Genomic DNA, 23447 nt, shown 5'->3' with positions numbered 1-23447 from the left:
CGTGATGATTGAGTTTTTGCGTTTCCCGATCAAGCTGACGTTTGCGCTGGTGGCCGCGCTGATGATTGGCTTTCACTTTCATCTGGAAACGCCGCGCTGGGCGGTGATGACGGCCGGTATTGTCGCTGGCGGTACCGCCTTTGCGGCCGGCGGCGATCCCTACTCCGGCGCGCTGCGCTATCGCGGCGTGTTGCGCATTATCGGCACCTTTATCGGCTGTATCGCTGCGCTGACTATCATGATCACCACCGTGCGTGCGCCGGTCGTGATGTTGCTGCTGTGCTGCATGTGGGCCGGTTTCTGCGTCTGGCTCTCTTCGCTGATCAAAGTCGAAAACTCCTATGCGCTTGGGCTGGCAGGCTACACGGCGCTGATTATCGTTGTAACCGCTGACGCAACCGGCGGGCTGACGCTCGCCCCCCAGTTTGCCGTTGAGCGCTGCAGCGAAATTGTGCTCGGGATCCTCTGTGCGATTCTGGCAGATATGCTGTTTTCACCGCGTTCCATTAAAAAAGTCATCGATGCCGAAGTGGATGCGCTGCTGGTGGCGCATTATAAACTGCTGCAGCTCTGCGTTGCGCATGAAGATAAAGATGAGGTGGACAAAGCCTGGAGCGCGCTGGTACGCCGCACCACTGCCCTGAACGGCATGCGCAGCCAGCTGATGATGGAGTCGTCTCGCTGGCAGAACAGCAGTCGCCGGCTGAAGATGCTTAATACGCTGTCGCTGACGCTGATTACGCAGGCCGCTGAGACGTTTCTTATCCAGAACTCCCGGCCCGACTATATTCCGCCGCAGTTCCGGCTGCTGCTGGAAAAAGAGGCAAACAGCGCCGGTGAGGTGCATAAGCGCATGAAAGTGCTGCGTCGCGTTATCAGCGACAGCAGCAAAACGGTTCCGGTCACGCTGGCGAGCTGGACCGGAGCAGCGACTGAATATCTGCTGCTGATCAAAGGGATTAAATGCAACAGCCGTATCAGCGCCCTTGAAGAGAACATCCTGCAGCGGGAGATTATCGTTCAGGCCCGTTCGGCTGAAACTCACCATGCGATGATCAACGGTATTCGCACCTTTGTCGCCACCGCGCTGGGGGCCCTGTTCTGGCTCTATACCGGCTGGACCTCCGGCAGCGGCTGCATGGTCATGCTGGGGGTGATCACCGCACTGGCGATGCGCATGCCCAATCCGCTGATGATGGCCAAAGATTTCTTTTACGGTATGGCGGTCGCCGTGCCGCTCGGGTTGTTCTACTTCACCTGGGTTCTGCCTGCCACGCAGCAGAGTGCGCTGCTGCTTTGCATCGCCATCGGCCTGCTCGGCTTTGTCGGCGGTATCTTTGTGCAGCGGCGGCAGATTGGCACGCTGGGCGCGCTGATCGGCACAATCAATGTGCTGGTGCTGGATAACCCGATGAAGTTTGAATTCAACGTGTTTCTGGATAACGCGCTGGGGCAGTGGATCGGCAGCTTTGTCGCCATGATGGTGATTTTGCTGATTCGCGATAAATCCAAAGCGCGTACCGGCCGCAAACTGCTGAATCGCCTGATGTATGCTGCTGTTGCAGCGCTGACGACGAATCAGGCCCGGCGCCGGGAAAACCATCTGCCGGCGCTTTATCAGCAGCTTTTTCTGCTGCTCAATCTGTTTCCGGGCGATATCGATAAATACCGTATCGCCCTGACGCTGATTATTGGTCATCAGCGGCTGCGTAATGCAGAAGTGCCGGTCAATGCGGAGCTCTCCGCTTATCACCGGCAGCTGCGACACACCGCGGACCGGGTTATCTCAGCCAGCAGCGATGATAAGCGACGCGACGCGTTCAAAACGCTGTTGCAGGAGCTGGCTGGCTATCAGGAGAAGCTGGCGCATTATAGTGCCCCTGCCAGCGTCACGGAGCCGGTCGCCCGCCTGACGCAGATGCTGGACAAATATCAGAACACCCTCATCCAGATTTAAGCCTGCCGCCCCGGGCGGCGGCGGGTTTATGCCACGCTGACACAAATCGGCTGCGCGTTGCCATCTATACTTTCCTGACGGATGCATACTGACAGGAGAATATCGATGTCCGCTTCTTTGCAGCAACATGAACTCTTCAAAACCGGCTTCTTCGCTGCGGGTCAATGGCATGCCGCCTCCGCGACGTTTGACGTAACCAATCCGGCGACCGGCGAGGTGATTGCCCGCGTCGCCAAAGCGGGTAAAGCGGAAACCGAACAGGCGATCGCTGCCGCGCAGCGCGCTTTCCCCGGCTGGCGGGATAAAACGGCCAAAGAGCGATCCGGGATCCTGATGCGCTGGTATCAGCTGATCGTGGAAAACAAACGCTGGCTTGCAGAGCTGATGACCGCCGAGCAGGGTAAGCCGGTCAAAGAGGCGGAAGGCGAAGTAGAGTATGCCGCGAGCTTTATTCAGTGGTTTGCAGAAGAGGCAAAGCGCGCTAACGGCGAGATTATTCCGCCCGCTAAACCCGGCTCGCGTATTCTGGCCACGCGTGAACCGGTTGGCGTGGTCGCGGCGATTACCCCCTGGAATTTCCCGATGGCGATGCTGACCCGTAAGCTTGGGCCGGCGCTGGCCGCAGGCTGCACCGGGATTATTAAACCGGCGAACAATACACCGCTCAGCGCGTTTGCCCTGATAGCCCTGGCGCAGCAGGCTGGCGTGCCGGACGGCGTGCTCAATGCCGTCGCGGGCGATACTCAGGCGATCAGCGACGCTATCATGGCCTCACGCGCAGTGCGCAAAATCTCGTTTACCGGTTCCACTGCCGTGGGCAAAACGCTGATGCGCAATGCGGCTGAGACGATGAAAAAGGTCTCCATGGAGCTGGGCGGCAACGCGCCATATATCGTCTTTGAAGATGCGGATATTGACGCTGCGGTACAGGGTGCGATTGCCAATAAATTCCGCAATGCCGGTCAGGTCTGCGTGAGCGTGAATCGTTTTTATATCCATGAGCAGATTTACGATCGCTTTGTTACGCAGCTGGCAGAAGCGGTTAATCAGCTCAAAGTCGGGAACGGTATGGATGAAGGCGTAATCGTCGGGCCGCTGATCGCTGCCTCCGCGCTGGAAAAAGTTGAAGAGCATGTGCAGGATGCGGTGCGTAAAGGTGGCCGAATTGTCACCGGTGGCGAACGGCATGCGCTGGGCGGCAATTTCTGGCAGCCCACGGTTATTGCCGGGGCGCAGGAGAGCATGATGCTGGCGCAGGAGGAGACATTTGGTCCGGTTGCGGCCTGCTTCCGCTTCAGCAGTGAAGAGGAGGTAATCGGGCGGGCGAATGATACCGAATATGGTCTGGCTGCCTACTTCTATACGCAGAATCTGCAGCGGGTGTTCCGCGTCGCTGCCGCGCTGGAAGCGGGGATGATCGGTATTAATGAGTGCGCGGTCTCTACTGAGGTGGCGCCGTTTGGCGGGATTAAAGAATCAGGTCTGGGACGCGAAGGCTCAGTGCTGGGTATTGAAGAGTACCTGGAAGTCAAAGCGCTGCATCTGGGCGGTCTCTCTTAGCAGGAGGATACAGCATGCGAACCGAGCGTTTCGATTTTGATGAAATCGTCGATCAGGCCCACTTCTACAGTCAGTTTGGCGAGCGTTTTATGCTGAACGAGGCCGCTATTCGCGATCCGGACGATCTCTGGCGGGTGATGACCGGTGAACAGCTTCCGCTGCCGCTGGAAATTGTCTTCGTTAATCTGGGGAGAGGGCAGAAACGCCGGTATAGCGCACTGATCCTGCTATTTGAAAAGGCAAAAGAGGAGCTGGAGGGCCAGCTCCGCTTTACCGCTCAGTAATACAACCCAAAAAGGGCCCCGCAAAGCGGGGCCAAAGGGTTCGTCAGGGGTGACGAGGAATTACTTATAGAGTTCGGCGGTCACATGATAGCTGTCGCCGGTACGCGCTTCGATGACGCGGTAAGCACTGGCGCCCTGCGCATCAGCTTTCTGAGAAAGCTGTTCGCGATAATCCATTGGTGAACCGCCGGTACCGCTGATTGAGATGGTGCTGCCAGCAGGCTGCAGATTTTGTGCTGATTCACTGGTAACCAGTTGAGCCGCAGAGGCGCCAAAGGCAAACAGAGAGAGCAGGCCAGCCGTTGCAAGAGTTGTTTTGATTTTCATGATGTATCTCCTCGTTAGCATCAACAACCTGCAGCTACACCAGAGTAAGCGGGTCGTCGATTAGCATCGGCGTTGTATCACGCCGGTTGACAGTTATTTATAGAGTTCAGCTGTAGCGTGGTATGTGTTGTCGTTATAAGCCTCGATAACACGATACGCTTTTGCGCCCTGCGCATCGGCTTTCGCATTCAGCTGCTGGTGGATATCCATTGGCGAGCCGCCCACGCCGCTGACGCTGATGGTGCCGGCAGACTGCAGGTTCGCTGCCTGATCGGCAGAAATAGAATCTGCTGCAGAAGCGCCAAATGAGAGTGCAGAAAGAATGCTTAGGGTGGCGATAGCCGCTTTAACGTTCATGGTATTTTCCTCGTCTGTGATTTTTATCTTTTTAGTTAGTGTGATTTGCGTCACGAAAAGAAGTATAGATCTAATCACGCGGGAAATTAATACTTCGCTAATAATGTTTCGTTGTTATACTTTATCCTTATGCCACCTTTTTATAACGTTAAGTTATTAAAATCGGCTATTTTTCATCCGTTAAGCGCTTTTTTTCGCAAAAACAGTGATCTGCGTCAAATTAACTTTTCGTGCCAAAGTTTATGGTCAATGCCGCTGCACGCTGGCGAGAAAATTAGTTAAAACGGGCGAAAGAGCGGTTACAGGCAGGAGAATATATGGCTGAGAGTAACAGGAGCTTAAAGGTCTGACCTATATCAGCCAGCCTGATAACCTTTAGCGATAAAGGCGGGGCGAAGTAACAGAGGACATCAGGTATCTGAACGCCAGAAGGTGCCGGCAGACTGGCCACCGGCAAAGAAGTGTTACAGCTCCTGCTCAAACAGCACCAGTACCGCGTCATAGAGCTGCTTAACGGTAAAAGCACGCGCCGGGGTGATGAAAATGGTGTCATCGCCGGCGATAGTACCCAGAATTCCTTCTGCTTTGCCGAGAGAATCGAGCAGGCGGGCAATCAGCTGCGCGGCGCCCGGGCTGGTATGAATCACGACCAGCGCTTCATTGTAATCGATATCCAGCACCAGGTTTTTCAGCGGGCTGGTAGCGGTAGGGACGCCCAGTTCAGCGGGCAGGCAGTAAACCATCTCCATTTTCGCGTTGCGCGTGCGCACCGCGCCAAACTTTGTCAGCATGCGGGAGACTTTTGACTGATTGATATTTTCAAAGCCATCTTCCTGCAGCGCCTGCACGATTTCGCCCTGAGAGCTGAATTTTTCTTCTTTAAGCAAGGCTTTAAATGCCTTGATAAGGTCGTCTTGTTTTGAAGGATTACGCATAAGCTACCAATGAATGAGAGGCGCAGCAGGCAACAAGCCTGCAGCTGATAAATTATTATGCATTTAGATGAATTTTTATGCAATGCGTCAGCAGCGACTTTCGCCATACGTCCGCGCGGGACGGGCATTCTAGCAGAAACTGGCTACGCACCAAAATCGCGCGCTGACGCGCAAAGCAGAGGTTGCAAAGTTGTTATATTATTGACGTGGTAACAACCAGATCGACGATCAAAGCCGTATATCTCTGCTGGCTGCGATAAGATCATTCAGGCGCTTCTGAAACAGAGCGGTATCGGAAGCAGATAGCAGCAGGCTGCCTGTGCGCAACGGCTATGTCGCTATCGCCTGAGATGTTGACTAAACTCGTAAGCTGATGGATTTCTGGCATATCTTTGCCCCATCTTAATAAGGAGTTCAGGATGAAAGTTGCCGTTCTCGGAGCCGCTGGCGGTATTGGCCAGGCGCTGGCTCTGCTGCTCAAAACGCAGTTACCCGCGGGTTCCGCCCTCTCTCTCTATGATATTGCACCGGTCACGCCTGGCGTGGCGGTCGATCTCAGCCATATCCCTACCGCTGTGACGGTTGAAGGTTTTAGCGGTGAAGATGCCACCCCTGCGCTGAAGGGGGCCGACGTGGTCCTGATTTCTGCCGGGGTAGCGCGTAAGCCCGGCATGGATCGCGCGGATTTGTTTAACGTTAACGCGGGCATTGTCCGTAACCTGATCGCGCAGGTAGCCAGCACGGCACCTAAAGCGCTGATTGGCGTCATTACTAATCCGGTTAATACCACCGTGGCGATCGCCGCAGAGGTGCTGAAAAAAGCCGGCGTTTACGATAAAAACCGGCTGTTTGGCGTCTCCACGCTGGATGTCATTCGTGCTAATACCTTTGTCGCTGCGCTCAAGGGTAAACAGCCAGGAGAAGTAGAGGTGCCGGTCGTGGGCGGCCACTCTGGCGTGACCATTCTGCCGCTGCTGTCGCAGGTGCCGGGCGTCAGCTTCAGCGAGCAGGAGATCGCCGATCTTACAAAGCGTATTCAGAACGCCGGCACCGAAGTGGTAGAAGCCAAAGCGGGTGGCGGATCGGCGACTCTCTCAATGGGGCAGGCCGCCGCACGCTTTGGTCTGTCGCTGATCCGTGCGCTGCAGGGTGAGGCCAATGTAGTTGAATGCGCCTATGTCGAAGGCGATGGTGAATATGCGCGCTTCTTTTCTCAGCCGCTGCTGCTGGGGAAAAACGGGATTGCCGAACGTCGCCCGCTGGGCACGCTGAGCGAATTTGAACAGCAGGCGCTGAACGGCATGCTGGAGACGCTGAAAAAAGATATTGCGCAGGGTGAAGAGTTTGTGAAGCAGTAACTCCTGTTACGCAGTGTGAAACGCCCGGCTGAAGCCGGGCGTTTTTGTTACAGTCCGCCAGATTTGAAGGTCTGCGTCGCCGCCGTGCCATTGCCGGCAGGCGTTTTGCGTCCCAGCGTTTCCATACGCACCTGGAAGGGCGGGAAAGGCATCTCAATATTGTGCTCCGCGAAGCCCCGCAGAATGAGCTGATGCAGCTCATGCCGCAGCGGCATGCGATGGCCCATCTCTGCCGCATGCACGCGCAGCTCAAACAGCTGAATACCCTGCTGCAGGTCCACCAGGTAAACTTCCGGCGGCGGCATATCCAGCACATAGGTGCAGCGCTCGGCCGCCTGTTTCAGTATGGTAGTGGCTTCTTCACTGTTTACGCGCGCCGGCGCCGGAATCGTCAGCACCACACGCGTAACGGAATCTGACAAAGACCAGTTCACGAACTGCTCGGTAATAAACGCTTTATTGGGCACGATAATCTCTTTCCGGTCCCAGTCGGTAATGGTGGTCGCGCGGGTGTTAATACGCGTAATGCTGCCGGTAAGATCGCGAATAGTGACGGTATCGCCGATGCGGATCGGTTTTTCAAACAGGATAATCAGGCCGGAGATAAAGTTGGCAAAAATCTCCTGCAGGCCAAATCCGAGCCCAAGACCCAGTGCAGCGACCAGCCACTGCAGCTTTGACCACTCCACGCCAATCATTGAGAAGCCTATCAGGCCCCCCATCAGCATCAGCGCATATTTGGTCAGCGTCGTAATGGCGTAGCCGGTACCCGGCGCGAGGCTGAGATGCTGCAGCAGCGCCAGCTCCAGCAGCGCAGGCATATTGCGGACCAGCTGCGTGGTGATGATCAGCACCAGAATGGCGATAAGCACCGCACCCAGCGTGATAGGCTGCACACTCTCAACGCCCTGAACCGTGGTACTGGCATCCCAGAGCGGAATGTTATCGAGGAAGCTAAACGCGGAGTGGATTTCCGACCAGAGCAGGATCACCGATACCAGTGCAATCAGCGTCAGGATAGAGCGCACCAGCCGCAGCGACTGCGCACTGATGGCATCGAGGTCAATCACCGGCTCATCAATTTCAATGGTGTCAGTATTGGTGGCGCTCTGCTGCTCTTTTTCTTCTTCACTGCGGGCGCGATTGGCCAGCATATCAGCGCGACGCTGGCGGGCGCGATCGAACGCAATGCGTCGGCGCTGAATCAGCATCCAGCGGCGAATAATGTGATAAATCACCAGCAGGAAGAACCAGATACAGACTGAGGTTTCCAGGCGAGCCAGCAGCGCCTGGGCGGTTGCCAGATAGCCGATGCAGGATGCAAAAGCGGCCACCAGCGGAATGGCGATCATCAGGTTCCACAGGATGCGATTGACAAAATTATCACCGCTGCCCTCTTTATCAAGATAAAGCGGAATACCGGCGCGCTTCAGGCTGACCGTGACAATGCTCAGTGCACCGCAAATCAGCACAAAACAGAGTCGTCCCAGCGTCGCGGAAAACTGCGGATCTTCCAGATTGCCAAAGGCGATCAGCAGCATGATCAGCGGTACAATCAGCCCAACCGTCAGCGAATAGTAGCGCATGGCGCGCGCCACCCGCGTCTGCGGCCAGCGAAAATGCACGACAAACAGGCCGTCGTGACGGGCAAAGGCGGCGCTAATCATAAACGCCCACAGCAGAGGCAGCGTGGCGGTAATGCCATCCCCTATCGCCACGGCAAACGGATAGGGCCACGCATGCTGCAGGCCATACCCCAGTGCCGCCCAGAGCACCGGCAGCGGCAGCGCCACCAGAATGGACCAGAATACCGTCCGCAGCGTCAAACTGAAGCGATCCTGTGTCACTTTGCCCACGCGGCTGGCGGCGCGCGCCATAAACGCGTTGTAGTGGCGGCGTGAGCTGATGCTGAAACCCACCAGCAGCACGGCACCCATAATCGGCAGCACCGTTTCGCGACTGGTAAACATCATGGCCAGCGCTTTGCCCATCTGACCCAGCGTATCCAGCGACAGCAGGCGGGTGAGGGCGCTTGCTACCTCAAGGGGATACTTCAGGCCCACCGGACTGACATCTGCCGTCCAGAAGAGGTAACGATGCGTCGCCTCTTTAACTTCGCTGAGCGCATCCTGCAGCTGCGTGTTTGACACCCGCAGCTTAGTGATCTCCAGAATCAGCGTATCGCAGCCGGAGATCAGCGAATTAAGCAGTTCACGCTGGGTGCGCAGCTGCGCGTCCAGGATCCGGCTCTGTTCGCTGGTATAAGGCGTGCCATCTTCCTGCTTCTCTTTACGCAATGTCTGCTGACGCTCGAGCAGTGACTCATAGTGCAGCCGCTGTACCCGCAGCTCGCCCATTTCGCTATCGATCTGCTGTGCTTTTGGCATATCGGGCAGACGGGCTACCTGCGCGCGCAGCGCTTCACCCAGCAAATTAGAGGCGCCCAGCCACTGTGACTGCTCGCGCAGCGTGCTCAGCGCCTGGCGCACCTGCAGCGTCTGATTAGTTGCCAGACGCTGCTGCGAGGCGACCAGATCCATACGCTGCGCCTGCTGATTCAGATCGGCAGAGAGCTGACGATTAATACGCAGCTGCTCGCTAATGGTGGGCGGCAGATCGCCGCTGTTTTCCGCCAGCTGCTCCGTGCGCTCCAGCGCCAGTTCCGCCTCGCGCTGACGCTGATTGTTCAGCTGGCTGCGCAGCGCCTGCAGATAGTTATCCAGCTGCGTGGCTTTCCGCTGATGCACTTCTGCCCGCATGCGGGCCAGCTCCTGACGGTTATTGGCTGAAAGCTGCGCCAGCTCCAGCTCATCCACCCGGGCTTTGCTCGCTGCGCTTTCCGCCTGACGGGCATACACCTGCGCCTGGGCAAGGGGTGACGCGTTGTTTGAAATGCCCTGCGCGCGACGCTCATTCTCCGTCATGGCACGGCGCGCATCAGTCTGCTGCTGCGGCAGCTGCGCCAGCGAGTCGCTGATTTCACGTGCGCGGTCCTGCTCCTGCTGCGCCTGCCGTCCCTCTTCCAGCAGCTGGCTGCTGACCTGGAGTATTTCCTGATCCAGTTCCGCATTGCTCATGTTGCTGCGTACGGGTTTGCTGGTCTCGTTCAGCGTGGCGATCTGCTGGCGCAGTTCGCGTGCCAGCCGGGGAAAATCGTCGATCACCTGCTGATACTGCTTCGCCCGCTCCAGCGAGTCGCTGCGTTCAGAGAGAAAATTGATGGCCGCTTCCAGCGCCTGCACCTGTTCGGTTTGTGCAGGACTGTTTTTAGCGGATTTCGCCTCATCCAGCTCCTGCTGCAGCTGCGTAGTGGAGGGGAGGGAGGCGGCACAGAGAGGGCTGCTGAGCACGAGGCTCAGCAGTAGAACAAGGAAAGCGCGCACGGGAGCAGGTCTCTGATTATTGAGTCAGCGGGGCGCTGTCGCCAGACTGCGGCAGTGCAATAGCCAGCGGCTGGCCGAGACGCGTTTTACTTTCCGCCTCCAGGCTTTCCGCCAGTTTTACCCGGTCAGGAGCGAACAGGTTGATCACGGTTGAACCCAGCTTGAAACGGCCCATTTCCTGACCTTTCAGCAGTACGACCGCACCATCATGTTCGGCAGAAGGATAGCGCCAGCGTTTGATCACACCTTCACGCGGCGGCGTCACGGTTCCTGCCCAGACAGTTTCAATACTGCCGACGATAGTGGCACCCACCAGAATTTGCACCATCGGGCCGTGATCGGTATCAAATACGCAGATAACGCGCTCATTACGCGCAAACAGATTAGGAATATTGCGCGCCGTGAGCGGGTTAACGGAGTAGAGGTCGCCCGGCACGTAGATCATTTCACGCAGAATGCCGTTGCAGGGCATATGCACGCGGTGGTAGTCGCGCGGGGCAAGATAAGTGGTAACGAACTCCCCATCAATAAACTTCTCTGCCAGCTCGTCGTTGCCTGCCAGCAGCGCCTGCAGCGTATAGTAGTGTCCTTTCGCCTGAAAAATCTGATCGCCGGTGATGCGGCCCAGCTGGCTGATCGCGCCATCACACGGCAGCGCCAGCAGCGAGGCGTCAGGATCGACAGGGCGGGCACCCTCTTTCAGCGGGCGGACAAAGAAATCGTTGAACGTGCGATAGCTGCCGGTATGCGGCTTACTGGCTTCCGCCATGTCAACTTTATAGAACCAGACGAAAGCATCAATGACCGCTTTGGTCAGCCAGCCACCGCGGCGACTGGCGCCCCAGCCGGCGAGTTCGGTCAGCGCCTTCTTGGGCAGAATATGATTCAGGCCGAGTTTAAAACGATCAAACACCGTTGCCTCCTGGCTTAATACCTGTGGTTTACGTAAAAAAGGGGGGGCGGATTGTAGCAGCGCCCCGGTGAGTTAGCGACTATGTCGTTTTACCGATCAATCTTCATCGGCAGAAAAGTTTTTACGCGTTTTTACCTGCGCCATACTCTCAAGAATACGGTGGTAATTATCAAAGCGCGACGCGTTGATCAGGCCATTCTCTACCGCTTCACGGATTGCGCAGCCGGGATCGGTATCGTGCTTGCAGTCGCGGAACTTACAGCTGCCGAGAAATTCGCGGAATTCGATAAACCCGCGGGTAACCTGTTCCGGCTCAAGGTGCCACAGGCCAAATTCACGCACTCCGGGCGAGTCGATCACATCGCCGCCGTGCGGGCAGTGGTAAAGACGTGAGGCGGTCGTGGTGTGCTGACCCAGTCCGGACACATCCGACACATCATTGGTCAGAATCTCACTGCCGGCAACATCCAGTCCCAGCAGCCGGTTCAGCAGGCTCGATTTACCCACGCCTGACTGGCCGGCAAAAATGCTGACGCGCCCGGTCAGTGCCGCTTCCAGATCTTTCAGGCCATCCTGTGCGTAGCTGGAGACCATCAGCACGCGATAGCCGATATGGCGATAGATATCCATCTGCTCATCAACAAACGCACGCGCGTCACTATCCAGCAGATCGATCTTGTTGAGTACCAGTAACGGCTCAATACCCAGCGTTTCGCTGGCGACCAGATAGCGGTCGATAATATTGAGCGAAAGCTCCGGCAAAATAGCTGACACGATCATGATCTGATCGATATTGGCCGCGATAGGCTTTACGCCGTCATAAAAATCGGGGCGGGTCAGCACGGTTTTACGCTCGTGTACCGCTTCAACGATACCTTTACCGCCATTTTCATTCGCTGCACGCCATACAACGCGATCGCCGGTAACCAGCGAGCGGATAGTGCGGCGGATATTACAGCGATGCACTTCGCCCGCCTGGTCTTCGACATCTGCGTGCATGCCAAAGCGGCTGATCACCACGCCCTCAGACGCATCGCCAAACAGGCTATCATCAGGCTCCGGTTTTTCACTCCGTTGCTGCAGACGACGCTGATGGTTTGCGCTTACGCGACGTTGTTGACCCTTCGTCAGTTTATTTTTGCTCACGCATCCTCTCACGCTTTCGCCAGGCTTCGCCCCGCTGGGCAAAACGTCTATGATACACCTTAACGCGGTCGAATGACGACACTGGCAATGGATGGAAAATAGATGACAGCTGGAAACGAAAATAACCTGATCTGGATCGACCTTGAAATGACCGGACTCGATCCGCTTCGCGATCGCATTATTGAGATCGCGACGATCGTTACCGATGCAAACTTAAACGTGCTCGCTGAGGGGCCGGTACTGGCGGTGCATCAGTCTGATGAGCAGCTGGCCCTGATGGATGAGTGGAACGTGCGGACCCATACCGGCAGTGGCCTGGTTGAGCGGGTCAAAACGAGTCAGTATGACGATCGGGCGGCAGAACAAGCCACGCTGGCGTTTCTGCAGCAGTGGGTGCCTGCCAACACTTCACCGATTTGCGGCAACAGCATCGGTCAGGATCGCCGTTTTCTGTTTAACTATATGCCAGAGCTGGAAGCCTACTTCCATTATCGCTATCTGGATGTCAGCACGCTGAAAGAGCTGGCGCGACGCTGGAAACCGCAGATCCTGCCGGGCTTTAAAAAAGCGGGTACGCACCAGGCGCTGGATGATATTCGCGAGTCAATCGCGGAGCTGGCGTACTATCGCGAGCATTTTTTGCAGCTTTAACGGCCTGAAATGCACAGTAAAGCATCATTTTGTCGATTAAATCAGCAAACGCGCTGAAAGCGCAAAATTTTGCGATAAGAGGCTTGCGGCAAAAACGAATTCTCGTATAATGCGCACCCCGTACCGATGAAGAATTTCGTGTGGTGCGCAGCAGTAAAGCATCAGCGTTTATCCCTCCGCGTGAAAGTTACGCCGGTTCAGATAGTCGCGATGATGATGCGGGAATAGCTCAGTTGGTAGAGCACGACCTTGCCAAGGTCGGGGTCGCGAGTTCGAGTCTCGTTTCCCGCTCCAGATTTAAAGATGTAGTCAGATACCAATATCAGATGTTTTGCTTTGCCGCATAGCAGCAGGCTGAATATCAACGATAATGCGGGAATAGCTCAGTTGGTAGAGCACGACCTTGCCAAGGTCGGGGTCGCGAGTTCGAGTCTCGTTTCCCGCTCCAGAATCTGTTTTGTAGTAACCTCTTTGCGGGAATAGCTCAGTTGGTAGAGCACGACCTTGCCAAGGTCGGGGTCGCGAGTTCGAGTCTCGTTTCCCGCTCCAGTTTTCTTATTCACGATTGTTTCCTGCCTGCGGGCGTCATCAGACATTAAGCACTGCTTTTGCTCTTTCTGCAGTCTGCGTTGTTCTGAACATTACACACGCTGTGTCAGCGTCGATATTGCCGATGGTTTGCTGCATACCGCTGCAAGTTATCCACAATTTGTCCGCGCCTGAAAGGCGGCGTTATACCCATCATGCAAAACCCTTTTAAACAGAGTTATCCACAAGCTCTGGCTCGACGCCTGCGCGTTATTCAGCAAATATAAGTTTACAATTTACATTCAAGTAATTGTTTTTATTATATAAATCACTATTTCATTATGTTAATGGTCTCTATAGACCACGCATGCCTGTGCGTCACTATTTTTATGAAAAAATCTTATGCACAGCGTGTGGACAAGCCTGTGTGCAGCAGATGCGCTCAATCATGCATCACGTGTCAGACCCTTTTCCACGGCGCGGACTAAACGCAGCGTTTTCGCAGGCTGCACCTCAATAACTTCGGCTGCGCGCTTCTGCTGCTGCTGATCCAGCGCCCAGTCAATATGCTCATCCAGCAGCGGATCTTCACCGCGTCGCTGCTGCAGCGCCGCCACGCATTCAGCTGACCAGGGGGCATTGCCCAGCGCCACGGCAATGTTGCGCAGCCAGCGCAGATGACCGATTCGCCGGATTGCCGAGCCTTCCGTCACGCGCAGAAAACGCGCTTCGTCCCAGCCAAACAGCGCGGTCAGCTCTGGCGCATGCAGTACCGCACGCGGTGAAAAGTCCGCTTCATCCGTCAGCTGGCTGTAGCGGTTCCAGGGACAGATCAGCTGGCAGTCATCACAGCCATAAATACGGTTGCCGATGAGCGGACGCAACGCTTCAGGGATGGCGCCTTCCAGCTCAATGGTGAGGTAGGAGATACAGCGCCGCGCATCCACAACATAGGGCTCAACAATGGCCCCGGTCGGGCAGATCGTCATGCAGGCGACGCAGCGGCCACACTGCTCCTCCTGGGGAGCATCCACCGGCAGCGGCAGATCGATCAGCAGTTCACCAAGGAAAAACCATGAGCCCGCTTCACGATTCAGAATCAGTGAATGTTTTCCGGTCCAGCCGAGGCCCGCTTTCGCCGCCAGCTGCCGCTCCATTACGGGAGCGGAATCCACAAACGGGCGAAAATTGAGTTCACTGCAGTGCGCCTGGATCATTTCTCCGAGCTTTTTCAGACGATTGCGCAATACTTTGTGATAGTCGCGACCCAGCGCATAGCGGCTGACGTAGCCAAGCTGAGGATTTTTCAGGGTTTGGGAAAAAGCCGCTTTTGCGGGCAGATAGTTCATGCGGACGCTGATCACCCGCAGCGTGCCGGGCAACAGTTCATGCGGACGCGCACGCATCATGCCGTGGCGCGCCATCCATGCCATCTCACCGTGATACTGCTTGTCCAGCCACGCCTGTAGCTTTGGCTCTTCAGCACGTAAATCGGTGTCGCAGATGCCGACCTGCTGAAAGCCGAGGTCGCGGCCCCACTGTTTAATCTGTTGAGCAAGCTGTTGAAGATCGAGAGGGTATGACATGAGAAACCAGGCAGTTGATGCAAACGCGCGCAGTTTACCACACTCTGTCTGGCCTGCGCAGGCCATGGCGCAGCTGGAGCAGGATGCAGCAGACAGCCTGGGGCTGACGCTTTATGAACTGATGCAGCGCGCCGGTCAGGCGAGCTTTACCCTGGCGCGCCAGAGCTGGCCAGAGGCCGGGCACTGGCTGATCCTGTGCGGCCACGGCAACAACGGCGGTGATGGCTACGTCATTGCGCGGCTGGCTCAGGCAGCCGGTATGGCGGTCACGCTGCTGGCGTGTGAAGGCAGCAGGCCGCTACCTGATGAAGCACGGCAGGCGCGCGAAGCCTGGCTGGACGCAGGCGGCGAGATTCATGCCGCAGACAGCCCGTGGCCGGAGCAGGTCGATTTGATTGTGGACGCGCTGCTGGGCACCGGCCTCAGCCGCGCGCCCGCGGCACCTTATGCACCCCTGATTGAAGCGATCAATCAGCACACCGCGCCGGTACTCGCTATCGACGTGCCGTCCGGCTTACTGGCGACGACCGGTGCCACGCCAGGTGCGGCGGTTGTCGCCAGTCGCACGCTGAGCATGATTGCGCTGAAGCCGGGTCTGCTGACGGGAAAAGCACGCGATCATGTCGGTGAGCTGCACTGCGATACGCTGGGCCTTGATGCCTGGCTCAGCGGGCAACAGGCGCCTGTCCGGCGCTATGCAGCGGAGCACCTGACGCGCTGGCTTAAACCGCGCCAGGCGACCTCGCATAAAGGCGATCACGGACAGCTGCTGATTATTGGCGGCGACAGCGGTACTGCCGGCGCCATCCGTATGACCGGCGAGGCGGCACTACGCAGCGGTGCCGGACTGGTGCGCGTGCTGACGCAGGCTGATAATATCGGTCCGCTTATTACCGCACGTCCTGAGCTGATGGTTGATGCATTTACGCGCGAAAAACTGCATAACGCGCTGGCGTGGGCGGACGTTGTGGCGATTGGGCCGGGTATGGGACAACGCGACTGGGCACAGCAGGCGCTGCAGCAGGTCGCGGCCTGTGAAAAGCCCATGCTTTGGGATGCAGATGCGCTTAACCTGCTGGCAATCAATCCGGATAACCGTCAGAATCGCATCATTACGCCGCATCCCGGCGAAGCGGCCCGGCTGCTCGGAGTAAAAACCAGTGAGATCGAGCACGATCGCCTGCAGGCCGCGCAGAACCTGGCCCGGCGTTATGGCGGAGTCGTGGTTCTGAAAGGCGCCGGTACGGTCATTGCCAGCGCCGCGGGCGATATTGCCATTGCTGATGTCGGTAACGCCGGTATGGCGTCGGGCGGCATGGGCGATACGCTGAGCGGTATCATTGCGGCCCTGCTGGGCCAGCAGCTTTCGCTGTTTGAAGCCGCCTGTGCGGGCTGCGTGGTACACGGCGCAGCGGCCGATGCAGTTGCCCGTCAGCACGGAACGCGCGGTATGTTAGCCACTGATTTGTTTGAGCAACTGTGGCAGTTTGTTAATCCAGAGATGATGCAATAATAACGCATGAAAACCTGTGTAATTTCTTTGCCCGATGAGGCGGCAACCCTGAAAATGGGTGCGCAACTGGCTCGCGTTTGCAGCAGCGCGGCCGTTATTTATCTGTATGGCGATCTGGGCGCCGGTAAAACGACGTTCAGCCGCGGCTTTCTGCAGGCGCTCGGTCATCAGGGCAATGTTAAAAGCCCGACCTATACGCTGGTTGAGCCCTATGAGATTGGCGATCGTACCCTCTATCATTTCGACCTCTATCGCCTGGCCGATCCGGAAGAGCTGGAGTTTATGGGTATCCGCGACTATTTCAGCGGTGAGGCGCTCTGTCTGGTTGAATGGCCGCAGCAGGGCGCAGGCTTTCTGCCCGAGCCCGATCTGTCACTGACGCTGCGTTATGCAGAAACGGGGCGTGAAGCAGAAATCACGGCGGTTTCCGCACATGGCGCCGTGCTGCTGGAGCAGATGCAGCAGGGAGATCCGGCATGAAGCCACGGATAAAAAGCATCGTGCTGGTCGTGCTCTGCCTGTTTTCCGCTACGTCATTTGCCGCCACGCTTTCAGATATTAAAGTTGAGAACGGGGCGAATCAGGCAACGGTGACGCTCAGCTTCAACGGCCAGCCGGTATACGGTTTTTTTCCGCTGCATAACCCTGACCGGGTGGTGCTGGATATTCGCCAGAGCGGCACGATCAAAGGGCTGCCGCTGAGCTTCAGCGGTGAAAACATCGTGCAGCGCATTCGCAACAGCCAGCCTAAAGATGCCCGGAGCATCCGGCTGGTATTTGATTTAAACCAGTCCACTAAAACGCGCGCTGCGACGCAGCGTGACGGCAATAATTATCGCGTGGTGTTTACCCTGCGCGGCACCCGGCCGGTAAACCGCAGCAGCACCGCAGCCGCGCCGGTTACCGCTGCGCGCCAGAGCGCCAGCGTAGCCAGCAGCCAGGGCAATCCGTTTGATGGCAATCCGGTCACCGCGGTGACCAACAGCAACACCACGATACGTCCGGGCGGCGCGGTTACCCTTAACGATGCGGTGATTGTGGCCATTGACGCCGGTCATGGCGGGCAGGATCCGGGGGCGATGGGGCAGCGCGGGCTGCGGGAAAAAAACGTTACTATCGCTATTGCACGCAAGCTTAAAGCGCTGCTGGATCGGGATCCGATGTTTAAACCGGTGCTGACGCGCAACGGCGATTACTTTATCTCGGTGATGGGACGTTCAGAGGTTGCCCGCAAAGAGAACGCCAATTTGCTGGTCTCTATTCACGCCGATGCGGCGCCAAACCACTCGGCAACCGGCGCTTCCGTCTGGGTGCTGTCAAACCGGCGCGCCAATAACGAAATGGCAAACTGGCTGGAGCAGAAAGAGAAACAGTCTGAGCTGCTGGGCGGAGCGGGCGATCTGCTGGCGAACAGCCAGGCCGATCCCTATCTCAGCCAGGCGGTGCTGGATCTGCAGTTTGGCCACTCACAGCGCGTCGGTTATGACGTAGCGGTCAAAGTTCTGCAGCAGTTACGCGGCATCACGCCGCTGCATAAACGGTTGCCGGAGCACGCCAGCCTTGGCGTGTTGCGTTCACCCGATATTCCATCTTTACTGGTTGAAACCGGCTTTATCAGTAACGCCGGGGAGGAGCGGCTGCTTGGCAGCAGTGCGTACCAGGAAAAAATTGCGCTGGCGATCCATAAAGGCCTGCGCAGTTATTTCCTCGCACATCCGTTACAGTCCGTCCCAAAGCAGGAAAACCGGCCGCTGGACAGCGCACCAGCGGTTAGCGTCGCCAGCAATCCCGCCAGCGGAACCGTACAGTATACGGGCGTGACGCAGCGCCACACGGTAACGCGCGGCGAAACGCTGTCGGGAATCGCCGCAAAGTATGGGGTCAGCATGGCGACGCTGCGCGATCTCAACAACCTGAAGCGCGACGTGGTCTGGGTGGGGCAGCGCCTGAAAGTACCTGCCGGCAGCCGCGTCAGCACGACGGCTGCACGCCCGGCGCGCCACAAAGTGGTTCGCGGTGATTCGCTGACGGCCATTGCCGTGCGTTACGGCGTGAGTCCGAAAGCGATTATGCAGGCCAATAATATGAAGTCAGACAATGTAATGCTGGGACAGAATTTAAAAATTCCTCAATCCTGATCGCTGGCCTTCGGGCCAGCAAGCTACAAGGATCACCACCATGCCTATACAGATTTTACCGCCGCAGCTGGCAAACCAGATTGCCGCTGGCGAAGTGGTTGAGCGTCCGGCATCGGTTGTAAAAGAGCTGGTGGAGAACAGCCTCGATGCCGGCGCAACGCGTATCGATATCGATATTGAAAAAGGCGGAGCCCGGCTGATTCGCATTCGCGATAATGGCTGCGGTATTCCCAAAGCAGAGCTGGCGATGGCGCTGGCGCGTCACGCTACCAGTAAAATTGCGTCGCTGGACGATCTCGAAGCGATAGCCAGCCTCGGCTTTCGCGGTGAAGCGCTGGCCAGCATCAGTTCAGTTTCCCGTCTGACGCTGACCTCACGCACCGCCGATCAGCAGGAAGCGTGGCAGGCGTACGCCGAAGGGCGTGATATGCAGGTCACCGTTAAGCCGGCGGCCCATCCGGTGGGAACCTCGCTGGAGGTGCTGGATCTGTTCTACAACACGCCGGCCCGGCGCAAATTTATGCGCACGGAAAAAACGGAGTTCACCCATATTGATGAAGTGATCCGTCGCATTGCGCTGGCGCGTTTTGACGTCGCGATTTCGCTCACGCACAACGGTAAACTGGTGCGTCAGTACCGCGGCGTGACGCAGACGTCGCAACAGGAACGACGTCTGGGCGCGATCTGCGGTACGGCATTTATGCAGCATGCGCTGCGTATCGACTGGCAGCATGACGATCTCGCGCTACGCGGCTGGGTAGCCGATCCGGCTGGCGCGCGGCAAACTCCGGACCTGCAATATTGCTACGTCAACGGTCGTATGATGCGCGACAAGCTGATCAACCATGCCATCCGCCAGGCCTGGCAGGCCCAGGGGGGCGACGATCAGCAGCCTGCCTATGTACTCTATCTGGAGATCGACCCGCATCAGGTTGATGTCAACGTTCATCCTGCCAAGCATGAAGTGCGCTTTCACCAGTCGCGACTGGTGCATGACTTTATCTGGCAGGGCGTGATGAGCGTGCTGCAGGCGAGCCGCAGTGCGGAGCTGCCGGAAGTCGCGGTAAAAGAGCCTGCTGCACCGTGGCAGCCAGAGAACCGTCAGGCTGCCGGCGGTAACCATTTTGCTCAGCCTGCCGCTGCCCCATCCCGGCCTGACGACGCCGCCGCCAGCCCGCGCGATCGTGCGCCTGCCCGCAGCGGAAACGCGGGCGCAGGCTGGCAGCATAAAGAACCCGCGTATCGCGCCCGTGAGGGCGCCGCGTATCAGCAGCTGCTGAAGACGCCCTCAGCCGCACCCGCGGCACCGACACCGGCTCCGGCAGCCCCACAGAGAACGCGCGAGCCCACAGCTGGTGCACCGCTGGCCGCGCACGCGCAGAGTTTTGGCCGCGTGCTCAGCGTCGTCCGCGAGCGCTATGCGCTGCTGGAGCGGGGCGCAGCGCTCCAGCTACTCTCGCTGTCCGTCGCTTCGCGCTGGCTAAAGCAGGCGCAGCTTCAGCCGGGGGAGGAGGGGCTGCGGCCGCAGCCGCTGCTGATACCGGTACGCCTGAAAATTGCCGCCAGTGAGCAGGAGGTTATTACCACCCGGGCTGCGCTGCTGCAGCAGATGGGTATTGATTTGCAGCGGGATGGGCAGCATGTCACCCTGCGCGCGGTGCCTTTACCGTTAAGAACACAAAATTTACAAATCTTGATTCCAGAACTGTTAGGCTACCTGGCCCGGCAGCAAGAGGTTTCTGCGTCCATGCTGGCTCAGTGGCTGGCACGTCGTGAGGATGCAGAGGAGCCACACTGGAATCACTCGCAGGCGATTGCGCTACTGGCGGAGCTGGAACGGCTCTGTCCGCAGCTGCTGAAGTCGCCGCCTTCAGGTCTGTTACAGACCCTGGATATTGAGAGCGCGATTAACGCGTTAAAGCATGAGTGAACTAAACCAGGCTGGCCGGCCAAAGGCTATTTTTTTGATGGGGCCAACCGCCTCCGGCAAAACCGCGCTGGCCATTGCATTACGCCAGCAGCTGCCGGTAGAGCTGATTAGCGTTGACTCCGCCCTGATCTATCGCGGGATGGATATAGGAACAGCAAAACCTTCAGCTGAAGAGCAGACGCTGGCTCCTCACCGTCTGCTGGACATACGCGATCCGGCGGAGAGTTATTCTGCCGCTGAATTTCGTCGCGATGCGCTGGCAGAAATGGCGGAGATTACCCGGGAAGGTAAAATTCCGCTGCTTGTTGGTGGAACCATGCTCTACTTTAAGGCGTTGCTTGAAGGATTGTCGCCGCTGCCCCCGGCCGATCCGCAAATACGTCAGCAAATAGAGCAAACGGCGGCTGAACAAGGGTGGGAAACCCTGCACCGCCAGCTGTGTGAAATCGATCCGGTCGCCGGCAGTCGTATTCATCCGAATGATCCGCAGAGACTTTCGCGAGCACTGGAAGTTTTTTTTATTTCGGGTAAAACTTTAACGGAACTGACAAAAACGTCCGGTGAAGCGCTACCCTACGATGTGCACCAGTTTGCGATCGCTCCGGCGCATCGTGAAATGCTGCACCAGCGCATTGCAATGCGTTACGACCAGATGTTAGCGTCAGGCTTTGAGGCGGAGGCTCGTGCCCTTTTTGCGCGAGGTGATTTGCATACGGATATGCCTTCCATTCGTTGTGTCGGTTATCGCCAGATGTGGTCTTATCTTTCAGGCGAAATCAGCTATGACGATATGGTTTATCGGGGAATTTGCGCCACCCGGCAGTTAGCCAAGCGCCAGATGACCTGGTTACGAGGCTGGGAAGATGTGCACTGGTTAGACAGTGATGCGCCTGAAACAGCCCGCGACACGGTACTTCAGGTAGTTAGTGCTAAGCAGGGCTGATTGTGTACAATTGATCGGTTAGCGTGCGCAAATTTTTACGCAGTTTTTCTGAACCACGGTTCTTAGGTAACAAACAACAAGCATATAAGGAAAAGATAGAATGGCTAAGGGGCAATCATTACAAGACCCGTTTCTGAACGCACTGCGTCGTGAACGTGTTCCGGTTTCGATTTATCTGGTGAACGGCATTAAGCTGCAGGGACAAATTGAGTCTTTCGATCAGTTCGTTATTTTACTGAAAAACACAGTGAGCCAGATGGTGTATAAGCACGCCATCTCTACCGTGGTTCCTTCGCGTCCGGTTTCGCATCACAGTAATAATGCGGGCGGCGGCGGTAGCAGTAACTACCACCACGGCGGAAGCAATCAGAGCGCTCAATCGCAGCCACAACAAGACGGTGATAGCGCAGAGTAAGTTTGCGTAGCCGTAAAGCCAGGGCCGGGGAGCAATCAGGTTTTCCCGTCCTGGTTATTTTATTTTAGCGAGGTTATAGCTTGTTTGACCGTTATGATGCCGGTGAGCAGGCCGTACTGGTACACATCTGGTTCTCCCAAGACAAAGAGCTGGAAGATTTGCAGGAGTTTGAAACTCTTGTCTCTTCTGCGGGCGTCGATGCACTGCAGGTCATTACCGGCAGTCGTAAAGCGCCACATCCCAAATATTTTGTCGGTGAAGGAAAGGCAGTTGAAATTGCCGATGCGGTAAAAGCGAGTGGAGCATCGGTCGTATTATTCGATCATGCCTTATCTCCTGCTCAGGAACGTAATCTCGAGCGTCTGTGCGAATGTCGTGTTATCGATCGCACCGGCTTAATTCTCGACATCTTTGCGCAGCGCGCCCGTACCCATGAAGGGAAATTACAGGTCGAGCTGGCGCAGCTACGCCATCTGGCCACCCGCCTGGTGCGCGGCTGGACACACCTTGAACGTCAGAAAGGCGGCATCGGACTACGTGGACCCGGTGAAACTCAGCTGGAAACTGACCGGCGCTTGCTGCGCGGTCGCATCAGCCAGATCCTGTCGCGGCTTGAGCGTGTTGAAAAGCAGCGTGAACAGGGACGTCAGGCGCGTGCCAAAGCTGATGTGCCTACTGTTTCGCTGGTGGGTTACACCAACGCCGGAAAATCCACCCTGTTTAACGCGGTAACGTCTGCCAATGTGTATGCGGCGGATCAGCTGTTTGCCACGCTCGATCCAACCCTGCGCCGTCTTAATGTCGCCGACGTAGGCGAGGTGGTGCTGGCCGATACCGTCGGTTTTATCCGCCATCTTCCGCACGATCTGGTCGCGGCGTTTAAAGCAACGCTGCAGGAGACCCGCCAGGCAACTCTGCTGCTGCACGTCATCGATGCCGCTGATTTACGCGTTACCGACAACATTGACGCCGTGAATGAAGTGCTGGCTGAAATTGAGGCGGATGAGATCCCCTCGCTGCTGGTTATGAACAAAATCGATATGCTGGATGGGTTTGAACCGCGTATCGATCGCGATGAAGAGCAGCGCCCGACGCGCGTATGGCTCTCAGCGCAAAACGGCGTCGGTCTGGAGCTATTGTGGCAGGCGCTCTCAGAACGGCTGGCAGGTGAGATTGCGCAGTATGAACTGCGTTTGCCACCTGAAGCAGGACGTCTGCGTAGCCGCTTTTACCAGCTGCAGGCGATAGAAAAAGAGTGGAATGAAGAAGATGGCAGTACGGGTTTGCAGGTGCGTATGCCAATTGTTGACTGGCATCGCTTATGCAAACAGGAGCCGTTGCTAACCAGTTATATTGTTTGATATTGCCCAAACGCCTTTATCTGACACATGAGAATGATGCTGTAAGTATGATTGCAGGTTGTCTGCGCCGGAACACGGTTTTGCGGGCGCAACAACCACTGTGCGACTGACCGGATGCTTACCTCTGTAGCGGTCCGGCGACGGGCAGGCAGTTTACCGCGC

The 23447-nt window shown here is 57.0% G+C and carries 19 protein-coding genes and 3 tRNA genes; 15 read left to right on the top strand and 7 right to left on the bottom strand.

Annotated elements, in window-relative coordinates; all coding sequences use genetic code 11:
• The first annotated feature begins 4 nt into the window (after positions 1–4).
• From aaeB to B4M48_RS17860, 3 genes are all read left to right on the top strand, one after another.
• The gene (gene aaeB / locus B4M48_RS17870; protein ID WP_094111847.1) at positions 5–1957 is read left to right on the top strand and encodes a p-hydroxybenzoic acid efflux pump subunit AaeB; all 1953 of its coding nucleotides are present in this window, start codon (positions 5–7) and stop codon (positions 1955–1957) included.
• Positions 1958–2062: 105 nt separating this feature from the next.
• Entirely contained in the window at positions 2063–3517 is a 1455-nt protein-coding gene (locus B4M48_RS17865) for an NAD-dependent succinate-semialdehyde dehydrogenase (RefSeq protein WP_082032643.1), read from the top strand.
• A 14-nt stretch (positions 3518–3531) separates the two neighbouring features.
• The gene (locus B4M48_RS17860) at positions 3532–3801 is read left to right on the top strand and encodes a barstar family protein (RefSeq protein WP_039380676.1); all 270 of its coding nucleotides are present in this window, start codon (positions 3532–3534) and stop codon (positions 3799–3801) included.
• A 60-nt stretch (positions 3802–3861) separates the two neighbouring features.
• Here B4M48_RS17860 and yhcN (B4M48_RS17855) read toward each other — a convergent pair whose 3' ends face one another.
• From yhcN (B4M48_RS17855) to argR, 3 genes are all read right to left on the bottom strand, one after another.
• Positions 3862–4128 (bottom strand): peroxide/acid stress response protein YhcN, encoded by a 267-nt coding sequence (gene yhcN / locus B4M48_RS17855; protein WP_039380672.1) that lies wholly within the window; start codon positions 4126–4128, stop codon positions 3862–3864.
• Between the two features lie 93 nt (positions 4129–4221).
• The gene (yhcN, locus tag B4M48_RS17850) at positions 4222–4485 is read right to left on the bottom strand and encodes a peroxide/acid stress response protein YhcN (RefSeq protein WP_039380669.1); all 264 of its coding nucleotides are present in this window, start codon (positions 4483–4485) and stop codon (positions 4222–4224) included.
• Positions 4486–4949: 464 nt separating this feature from the next.
• Entirely contained in the window at positions 4950–5420 is a 471-nt protein-coding gene (gene argR / locus B4M48_RS17845; RefSeq protein ID WP_039380667.1) for a transcriptional regulator ArgR, read from the bottom strand.
• Positions 5421–5839: 419 nt separating this feature from the next.
• Here argR and mdh point away from each other — a divergent pair, with 419 nt between their 5' ends.
• Positions 5840–6778 (top strand): malate dehydrogenase, encoded by a 939-nt coding sequence (gene mdh, locus B4M48_RS17840; RefSeq protein WP_039380662.1) that lies wholly within the window; start codon positions 5840–5842, stop codon positions 6776–6778.
• Positions 6779–6825: 47 nt separating this feature from the next.
• Here the strand turns inward: mdh and mscM are convergent, their stop codons facing one another.
• The 3 genes from mscM to rsgA form a co-directional block, all read right to left on the bottom strand.
• The gene (gene mscM, locus B4M48_RS17835; RefSeq protein ID WP_071669169.1) at positions 6826–10161 is read right to left on the bottom strand and encodes a miniconductance mechanosensitive channel MscM; all 3336 of its coding nucleotides are present in this window, start codon (positions 10159–10161) and stop codon (positions 6826–6828) included.
• Between the two features lie 16 nt (positions 10162–10177).
• Positions 10178–11074, bottom strand: coding sequence for an archaetidylserine decarboxylase (asd, locus tag B4M48_RS17830; RefSeq protein ID WP_094111853.1), 897 nt, complete (start codon positions 11072–11074; stop codon positions 10178–10180).
• 96 nt (positions 11075–11170) lie between these two features.
• Entirely contained in the window at positions 11171–12220 is a 1050-nt protein-coding gene (rsgA, locus tag B4M48_RS17825; protein ID WP_288657512.1) for a small ribosomal subunit biogenesis GTPase RsgA, read from the bottom strand.
• 102 nt (positions 12221–12322) lie between these two features.
• On the opposite strand from rsgA, the gene orn reads away from it, so the two are divergent.
• From orn to B4M48_RS17805, 4 genes are all read left to right on the top strand, one after another.
• Positions 12323–12871 carry an oligoribonuclease gene (gene orn / locus B4M48_RS17820; protein ID WP_039380653.1) on the top strand — a complete coding sequence of 183 codons (549 nt, stop codon included), beginning with the start codon at positions 12323–12325 and terminating at the stop codon, positions 12869–12871.
• Between the two features lie 218 nt (positions 12872–13089).
• Positions 13090–13165, top strand: a tRNA-Gly gene (locus B4M48_RS17815).
• Between the two features lie 78 nt (positions 13166–13243).
• Positions 13244–13319 (top strand) — tRNA-Gly (locus B4M48_RS17810).
• A 25-nt stretch (positions 13320–13344) separates the two neighbouring features.
• Positions 13345–13420, top strand: a tRNA-Gly gene (locus tag B4M48_RS17805).
• A gap of 425 nt (positions 13421–13845) precedes the next feature.
• Here B4M48_RS17805 and queG read toward each other — a convergent pair.
• On the bottom strand, positions 13846–14985 hold the full coding sequence (gene queG / locus B4M48_RS17800) for a tRNA epoxyqueuosine(34) reductase QueG (RefSeq protein ID WP_039385654.1): 1140 nt from the start codon (positions 14983–14985) through the stop codon (positions 13846–13848).
• Between queG and nnr the strand changes: the two genes are divergently transcribed.
• From nnr to hflX, 7 genes are all read left to right on the top strand, one after another.
• Positions 14984–16498, top strand: a complete 1515-nt coding sequence (gene nnr / locus B4M48_RS17795) for a bifunctional ADP-dependent NAD(P)H-hydrate dehydratase/NAD(P)H-hydrate epimerase (protein ID WP_071669171.1) — start codon at positions 14984–14986, stop codon at positions 16496–16498. The genes queG and nnr overlap by 2 nt on opposite strands.
• 6 nt (positions 16499–16504) lie before the next feature.
• The gene (gene tsaE / locus B4M48_RS17790; protein ID WP_039380649.1) at positions 16505–16978 is read left to right on the top strand and encodes a tRNA (adenosine(37)-N6)-threonylcarbamoyltransferase complex ATPase subunit type 1 TsaE; all 474 of its coding nucleotides are present in this window, start codon (positions 16505–16507) and stop codon (positions 16976–16978) included.
• Entirely contained in the window at positions 16975–18636 is a 1662-nt protein-coding gene (gene amiB / locus B4M48_RS17785) for an N-acetylmuramoyl-L-alanine amidase AmiB (protein WP_039380646.1), read from the top strand. The genes tsaE and amiB overlap by 4 nt, the downstream gene beginning before the upstream one ends.
• Positions 18637–18676: 40 nt before the next feature.
• Complete coding sequence (gene mutL / locus B4M48_RS17780) at positions 18677–20566, top strand: DNA mismatch repair endonuclease MutL (RefSeq protein ID WP_145339504.1); 1890 nt, start codon at positions 18677–18679, stop codon at positions 20564–20566.
• Positions 20559–21509: a tRNA (adenosine(37)-N6)-dimethylallyltransferase MiaA gene (gene miaA, locus B4M48_RS17775; RefSeq protein WP_288657511.1), complete on the top strand. Its 951-nt coding sequence runs from the start codon at positions 20559–20561 to the stop codon at positions 21507–21509. The genes mutL and miaA overlap by 8 nt, the downstream gene beginning before the upstream one ends.
• Positions 21510–21609: 100 nt before the next feature.
• Positions 21610–21924: an RNA chaperone Hfq gene (gene hfq / locus B4M48_RS17770; RefSeq protein WP_039380637.1), complete on the top strand. Its 315-nt coding sequence runs from the start codon at positions 21610–21612 to the stop codon at positions 21922–21924.
• An 80-nt stretch (positions 21925–22004) separates the two neighbouring features.
• Positions 22005–23285, top strand: coding sequence for a ribosome rescue GTPase HflX (hflX, locus tag B4M48_RS17765; protein WP_039380634.1), 1281 nt, complete (start codon positions 22005–22007; stop codon positions 23283–23285).
• Positions 23286–23447: the final 162 nt, after the last annotated feature.

Source organism: Pantoea sp. UBA6567, from assembly GCF_002434165.1.
In the GTDB taxonomy this organism is placed as follows: Bacteria; Pseudomonadota; Gammaproteobacteria; order Enterobacterales; family Enterobacteriaceae; genus Pantoea; species Pantoea eucrina.
Note: the sequence above shows the minus strand (reverse complement) of the source record. Positions and strands in the feature narration are given on the sequence as shown.